Consider the following 6444-nt stretch of genomic DNA (forward strand, 5'->3'; position numbering starts at 1 on the left):
CGAGCGCATCCGCCACCTCGCGGAAGGCGAGCTGCACGGTCTTCTCGTACTGGGCGACGGCGATGTCCTCGCGCGCCTCCGCGACGGTGAGATTGCCCTTGCGGCGGCCGAAATCGAAGATCGGCAGATTGAGCGCCGGACCGACGCTCCAGTTGAAGCTGCCGTCATCGAAGAGCGAATCGAGTTCATTCGACGCGAAGCCGAGCGTGCCGGTGAGCGAGATGGTCGGGAAGAAGGCCGCGCGCGCCGCGCCGATGTTGGCGCGGGCGGCGCGAAGCGTTTCCTCGGCAGCGAGAATGTCGGGCCGCAGCGTCAGCAGGTCCGAAGGCAGGCCCGCCGCGAGCCTCGGGAAGCCATCTTGCTCGGAAAGAGCAAGCGGCGCAGCGGTTTCGGGCAGCGGGCCGCCGACGAGCACGGCGAGGAAGTTCGCGTTGCGGCTGCGCGAAAGGCGGAGCCCTGCAAGCTCGGTTTCGGCCTGCGTGAGCAGCGATTCGGCCTGCCGAAAATCGAGCGCGGAGGTGACGCCCGCATCGAGGCGGCGCTGGGCGATGCGCACGCCGTCTTCACGGCTTTTCACCGTCGCTTCAGCGAGCGTGATGCGCTCCTCGGTCTCGCGTAGCGCGAACCAGGTGGTCGCGACGTCGCGGACGAGGCTGAGCCGGAAAGCGCGTTCGGCCTGCACGGTCGCGAGATATTGCGACCGTGCCGCTTCGGAGAGGTTGCGGACCCGGCCCCAGAAATCGAGTTCGAACGCCGAAACGCCGACACCGACGGAAAAACGATCCTGCTCCGCCACGGCAACGCCCGCGGGCGTAATCACCTGCCCCCGGTTCCGCACTGCATCGCCGCTCGCCGCAATCGTCGGCAGCCGGTCGGCCCGCTGGATCCGGTAAAGGCCGCGCGCTTCCTCGATGCGGGCGATGGAGACGGCGAGGTCGCGGTTGCGCTCGAGCGCCGTGCCGATCAGCGTGCGGAGCGCCGGGTCCGCGAAGAAATCGCGCCAGCCGACGGTTGCCGCCCGCGTTCCGTCAGCCGGATCGAGCGAAAGCGGATATTGAGGCGCGGTGGGCAGCGCCGGGCGTTCGTGCTTCGGCGCCATCTGACACGCGGACACGAGCAGCGCGGAGAGGAGCAGAAGCTTACGCATCGGTCGTCTCCACGTGACGCAACTCGCCGGGCGCGGGTGGGCGCCTGCGGCTGATCCAGCGGCGCACCGCATAATAGAACAGCGGAATGAGGAAGATGCCCATCAGCGTTGCGGTAATCATGCCGCCCATCACGCCGGTGCCGACTGCGCGGCGGCTCGCCGCACCCGCGCCGCTCGCGATGAACAGCGGGAACATGCCGCCGATGAAAGCCATCGACGTCATGATGATGGGCCTGAGGCGGAGCTTCACGGCTTCCATGGTCGCTTCGAGCGGAGATTTGCCCTTCGCTTCCTCCTCGATCGCGAACTCGACGATGAGGATGGCGTTCTTCGCGGCGAGGCCGATGATGGTGACGAGCCCGACGTTGAAATAAATGTCCGCCGAAAGCCCGCGCATCGCCGTGAGCAGCACCGAGCCGAGCACGCCAAGCGGCACGATGAGCAGCACCGACATGGGCACCGCCCAGCTTTCATAGAGCGCTGCGAGAAGCAGGTAGACGACGACGAGCGACAGGCCGAGCAACAGACCGATCTGACCCGCCGACTGCTTCTCCTCGTAGGAGATGCCCGTCCATTCGTAGGCGAAGCCTTCCGGCAGCTGTTCGGCGAGCCGCTCCATTTCGGCCATCGCCTCACCCGTCGAACGGCCCGGCGCGGCGGCGCCGGAGATCGTCATCGATGGATAGCCGTTATAGCGCTGGAGCTGCTGCGGGCCCGCTGTCCATTCCACCTGCGTGAAGGCCCCGAACGGCACCATGTCGCCCGATGCACTGCGCACCTTGAGATCAAGCACGTCCTGCGGGGTCATCCGGAAGGGCGCATCGGCCTGCAACAGCACCTGCAGAACGCGGCCGTCGCGCGTGAAATCGTTCGCGTAGGCGCTGCCGAACGAAATCGCGAGCGTATCGTTCACATCGCCGATCGAAAGCCCGAGCGCGCGCGCCTTGATGCGATCGATGAGCACGCGAAGCTGGGGCGCTTCCGGTTGTCCGTCAGGCCGCACGCCCGATAGCACCGGGCTCTGCGACGCCAAACCCAAAAGCTGCCCCTGCGCCGCAGTAAGTGCCTTATGCCCGTGACCACCGCGATCCTGCAGCTTGAACGTGAAACCGCCGGCTGTGCCGAGTTCCTGAATAGATGGCGGATTGAGCGCGAACACCATCGCCTGCTTGATCTGCATGAACGCGCCCATGGCCCGGCCGACGATCGCATCCGCCTTGTTCTCGACGCCCTTGCGTTCGTCCCACGGTTTCAGGTTCACGAAGATGATCGCGTTGCCCTGTCCCTGCCCGAAAAAGCTGAACCCGCGAACGACGAAGACGTTCTCCACCTGCGGCTGCGAGGCATAGAACGCCTTCACCTGGACAATCGCTTCCTCGGTGCGCTCGCGGGTCGCACCGGCAGGCGCCTGAACAACGGTGATGATGCTGCCCTGATCCTCCGTGGGCAGGAAGCCGCCCGGAAGCCGCGTGAACATGATCGCGGTGAGCCCGAAGAGCAGCACGAACACCGCGAGCCAGCGCAGCGGCCGCGACAGAACCTTGCCGACCGCACCCTGATAACGATCCGTCGACCGGGAGAACCATGCGTTGAACCGATTGAAGAAGCCGCCCGTCACCCGCGCGAACCGGCCTTCCCGTTCCTTGATCTCCGTGTGCGGCTTCAGGAACGTGGCGCAGAGCGCGGGCGTCAGCGTCAACGCGAGCAGCGCGGAGAAGCCGATGGAGACGATCAGCGTCACCGAAAACTGGCGATAAATCTGCCCGGTCGAGCCCGGAAAGAACGCCATCGGAATGAACACCGCCATCAGCACGAGCGTGATGCCGATGATCGCCGAAGTGATCTGGCTCATCGCCTTCACCGTCGCCTCGTAGGGGGACAGTTTTTCCTCGACCATGATGCGCTCGACGTTCTCGATGACGACGATGGCATCGTCGACGAGGATGCCGATCGCGAGCACCATGCCGAACAGCGACAGGACGTTGATCGAGAATCCGAACAGCCAGAGGCCGAGGCAAGCCCCGGCGAGCGCGATCGGAACCACGATCGTGGGAATGAGCGTCGCCCGCCAGTTCTGAAGGAACAGGAACATCACAAGGAAGACGAGCAGCATCGCCTCCGCGAGCGCTTTCACGACCTCGCTGATGGAAACGTTGATGAACGGCGTCGTGTCGTAGGGAATCGTCCACGTGATGTCGGAGGGGAAGCTGCGCTCCAGCTCTTTCATGCGCGCATTGACACCCTGCGCCGTGGCGAGCGCATTCGCGCCGGGCGTCATCTGCACGGCAATACCCGCCACCGGATTTCCGTTCAGTTCGGAATCGAACAGGTAGTTCTGCGCGCCGAGTTCGACGCGGGCCACATCCTTGAGCCGTACGGCCGAGCCATCCGGGTTCGCGCGCAGGATGATCGCCGCGAACTGTTCGGGATTCGTGAAGCGGCTCTGCGTGATGATCGTGGCGTTGAGCTCGCTGCCGTTCGCCAGCGGCCGATCGCCGAGCGCACCGCCCGGCGACTGGCTGTTCTGCTCGCGCACCGCCGCGAGCGCTTCGGCGGCCGAGAGGCGGTAGTTCGCAAGCTTCTGCGGATCGAGCCAGATGCGCATCGCGTAGGGCGGCGTGAACACCTGCACCTCGCCGACGCCCGACACGCGGCGCAGTTCATCGACGACGCGGCTGTTGGCGAAATTGCCGAGATCAAGTGCGGCGGTTTTGCCGCTCTTCGATTGCAGCCCGACGATGAGCAGGAAGCCGGTGTTCGCCTCGGCGACGGAAATGCCCTGACGGCGCACCTCCTCGGGGAGCCGTTGTTCGACGCGGCGCAGGCGGTTCTGCACCTCCATCTGGGCTTCGTTGATATCCGTGCCGGTGCTGAAAGTGACCTGGATTTCCGCCGTGCCGTTCGAGAGGCTGGTCGACGACATGTAGAGGAAGCCCTCGACGCCGTTCAGCTGCTGCTCGATGACCTGCGTGACGTTCTGTTCGAGCACCGCGGCATCGGCGCCGGGATAGGTGAGCTGGATCGTGAGCGAGGGCGGCGCGACCGACGGGTACTGCTCGACCGGCAGGCCGCGCAGCGCCAGCACGCCCGCAAGCGTGATGCAGAGCGCGAGCACCCACGAGAAGACGGGGCGATCGATGAAGAAACGCGGGGTCATTTGGCGCCGGCAGTCTTCTCGGCGGCCTTTTTCGGCGCGGCGCCCGCGATGCGGACCGGCTGGCCGGGGCGGACACCCTGAAGGCCGCTGACCACGACACGGTCTCCGCTGCGAAGCCCCTCATCGATCACCCAGCTGTCGCCCTGAAGCCGGCCGAGCTTCACGGGGCGCACCTCTGCGACGTCCTTAGCGCCGACCACGTAAACGCTGCCGCCGTCTTCAGCGACGGTGACCGCGCGCTGCGGCACGAGGATGCCGTTCGCCCGCGTTCCGGCACCGATCTGCGCGCGCACGAACTGGCCCGGCAGCAGGATCCGCCTGGGGTTCGGGAATTCGGCACGCAGCGCGGCGGTTCCCGTCGCCTCGTCGATCGAGAGGTCGAGGAAGTCGATGTGGCCGGTCTGCTCATACGCCGTGCCGTCCTCAAGGATCAGCGTCACATCCCAGCGGCCAAGCTCCGGGATGTGCAGCTTGCCGCCGGCGATGTCGCGGCGGATGGCGAGCAGATCGGAACTCGACTGCGAGAAGTTCACGTAGATCGAATCGATCTGCTCAATCGTGGTGAGCAGCGTGCCCTGCGAGGCGCTGACGAGCGCGCCCTCGGTGACCTGCGCCCGCCCCGCGCGGCCCGCAATCGGCGCCCGCACGGTCGCGTAGCCGAGATTGAGCCGGGCCGATGCGACCTGCGCGCGCGCCTGATCGACATCGGCCTGCGCGGTGCTCAGCCGTGCCTTCGCCGCATCATATTCCTGCTTGCTGATCGCCTGACCGGCGATCAACCCTTCGTAGCGCTGCAGATCCTGCGCCGCGTTCGCCGACGTCGCCTGCGCGCGGGCGAGCGTTGCCTGCGCGGCATTCAGCGCGGCGGTCATCTCGCGCGGATCGATGGCGAACAGCGCCTGCCCTGCCTTCACGTCCGTGCCCTCCTCGAACAGGCGGCGTTCGATGATGCCGTTCACGCGCGCGCGCACTTCCGCCGTACGGATCGCCTGCACACGCCCCGGCAGCTCGATGACGTTCGCAACCGGCTGGGACCGGACCGTGACGACCTCGACTTCGGGTGGAGGGGGCGCGGGCTGGGCATCCTCCGCGCAGGCGGAAAGCCACGCGCAGGCGGCCAGTGCCGCTGCTGCCAGCCATCGGTTGTTACGCATGAAAACTCCGTCGCGGGGGGATGAATCGGGACACTGTCGGTACCGCCCTTGTCAAAGCAAGTAGTGTAACGTACATTACAGGTCAATAACCAAAGACAAGATCCATATGGGGAACGCCAAAATAGCATGAACGCAGAGGCAGACCAGCTTGACGCACCGCGCTTGACGCAGGACGAGCGCCGTACCGCCCGGCGGCAGGCCATTCTCGACGCCGCGGAGGCATTGTTCCTTGAATACGGCTATCCCTCCGTCAGCCTGAGCACGATCGTGCAGCGCTCCGGCGGTTCGCTCGCCACGATCTACCAGATGTTCGGCAACAAGCAGGGCCTGCTGCGTGCCGTGGTCGATCGCAGCAACGACGAAAGCCTCAAGGATCTCGACACGCTGCTGGCCAGCGGTTTGCCGCCACGGCGCATCCTCGAAGAGTTCGCGATCCGCTATCTCGCTTTTGCAACAGCGCCGCGCAAGATCGCCGTGATGCGCCTCGTGATCATGGAAAGCCTTAACGACCCCGATTTCGGCGCGGCGTTCGATAACGACATGCAGATGAAATACGTCGCCCATATCGCGACGCTTTTCGAAAACTGGAACGCGCGTGGCCTTGCGCGAATCGACCGTCCGCAGCAGGCCGCAGAACTCTATCTCGCCATACTGCTCTGCAATCTGCCGATCCGGTTCATGCTGGGTAGACCGGCGGAAAAACCCTCACGCGAGGACACGCTCTGGCGCCTCTCCGGGTTTCTCGATCGCTTCGGAATGAAGGATGAGGCCGGAGCTTAACGCGCAGGCCCCATCCAGCGGTTGAACCAGGCAACGATGCGCTTCAGCGCGTCATCGCGCTCGGGCGTCGCACCCTTCATGAACACGTGGCCGCCGGGCGCCTCGTCGTAAATCCTGGCCTCGTGGACCTTGCCGTTCGCCTTCAGCGCATCGATGAGCCGACCGGTATGGATCGTATGCGGCACGATCTTGTCGCCGCTCGTGGC

5 protein-coding genes are annotated in these 6444 nt (G+C 65.6%); 1 reads left to right on the forward strand and 4 read right to left on the reverse strand.

Annotation, left to right across the window (positions count from 1 at the left end):
• The 3 genes from H2052_RS17745 to H2052_RS17755 form a co-directional block, all read right to left on the reverse strand.
• Positions 1–1147: efflux transporter outer membrane subunit (locus H2052_RS17745; RefSeq protein WP_293784934.1), on the reverse strand; the 1147-nt coding region annotated here is incomplete at its 3' end.
• Positions 1140–4304, reverse strand: coding sequence for an efflux RND transporter permease subunit (locus H2052_RS17750; protein WP_293784937.1), 3165 nt, complete (start codon positions 4302–4304; stop codon positions 1140–1142). The genes H2052_RS17750 and H2052_RS17745, both read right to left, overlap by 8 nt.
• Positions 4301–5458, reverse strand: a complete 1158-nt coding sequence (locus H2052_RS17755; protein ID WP_293784940.1) for an efflux RND transporter periplasmic adaptor subunit — start codon at positions 5456–5458, stop codon at positions 4301–4303. The genes H2052_RS17750 and H2052_RS17755 overlap by 4 nt, the downstream gene beginning before the upstream one ends.
• Before the next feature lie 126 nt (positions 5459–5584).
• Between H2052_RS17755 and H2052_RS17760 the strand changes: the two genes are divergently transcribed.
• Positions 5585–6238 carry a TetR/AcrR family transcriptional regulator gene (locus H2052_RS17760; protein WP_293784943.1) on the forward strand — a complete coding sequence of 218 codons (654 nt, stop codon included), beginning with the start codon at positions 5585–5587 and terminating at the stop codon, positions 6236–6238.
• Here H2052_RS17760 and H2052_RS17765 read toward each other — a convergent pair.
• Positions 6235–6444 (reverse strand): hypothetical protein (locus H2052_RS17765; protein WP_293784946.1); only part of this gene is annotated, 210 nt, incomplete at its 5' end. The two genes, H2052_RS17760 and H2052_RS17765, sit on opposite strands and share 4 nt — an antisense overlap.

It is taken from the genome of Sphingosinicella sp., from assembly GCF_013911755.1.
In the GTDB taxonomy this organism is placed as follows: Bacteria; Pseudomonadota; Alphaproteobacteria; order Sphingomonadales; family Sphingomonadaceae; genus Sphingosinicella.

Bases quoted from the DNA above. Each gene is read 5' to 3' on its own strand.
- H2052_RS17760 (WP_293784943.1), top strand. From the start codon at position 5,585: ATGAACGCAGAGGCAGACCAGCTTGACGCACCGCGCTTGACGCAGGAC.
- H2052_RS17755 (WP_293784940.1), bottom strand. From the start codon at position 5,458: ATGCGTAACAACCGATGGCTGGCAGCAGCGGCACTGGCCGCCTGCGCG.
- H2052_RS17750 (WP_293784937.1), bottom strand. From the start codon at position 4,304: ATGACCCCGCGTTTCTTCATCGATCGCCCCGTCTTCTCGTGGGTGCTC.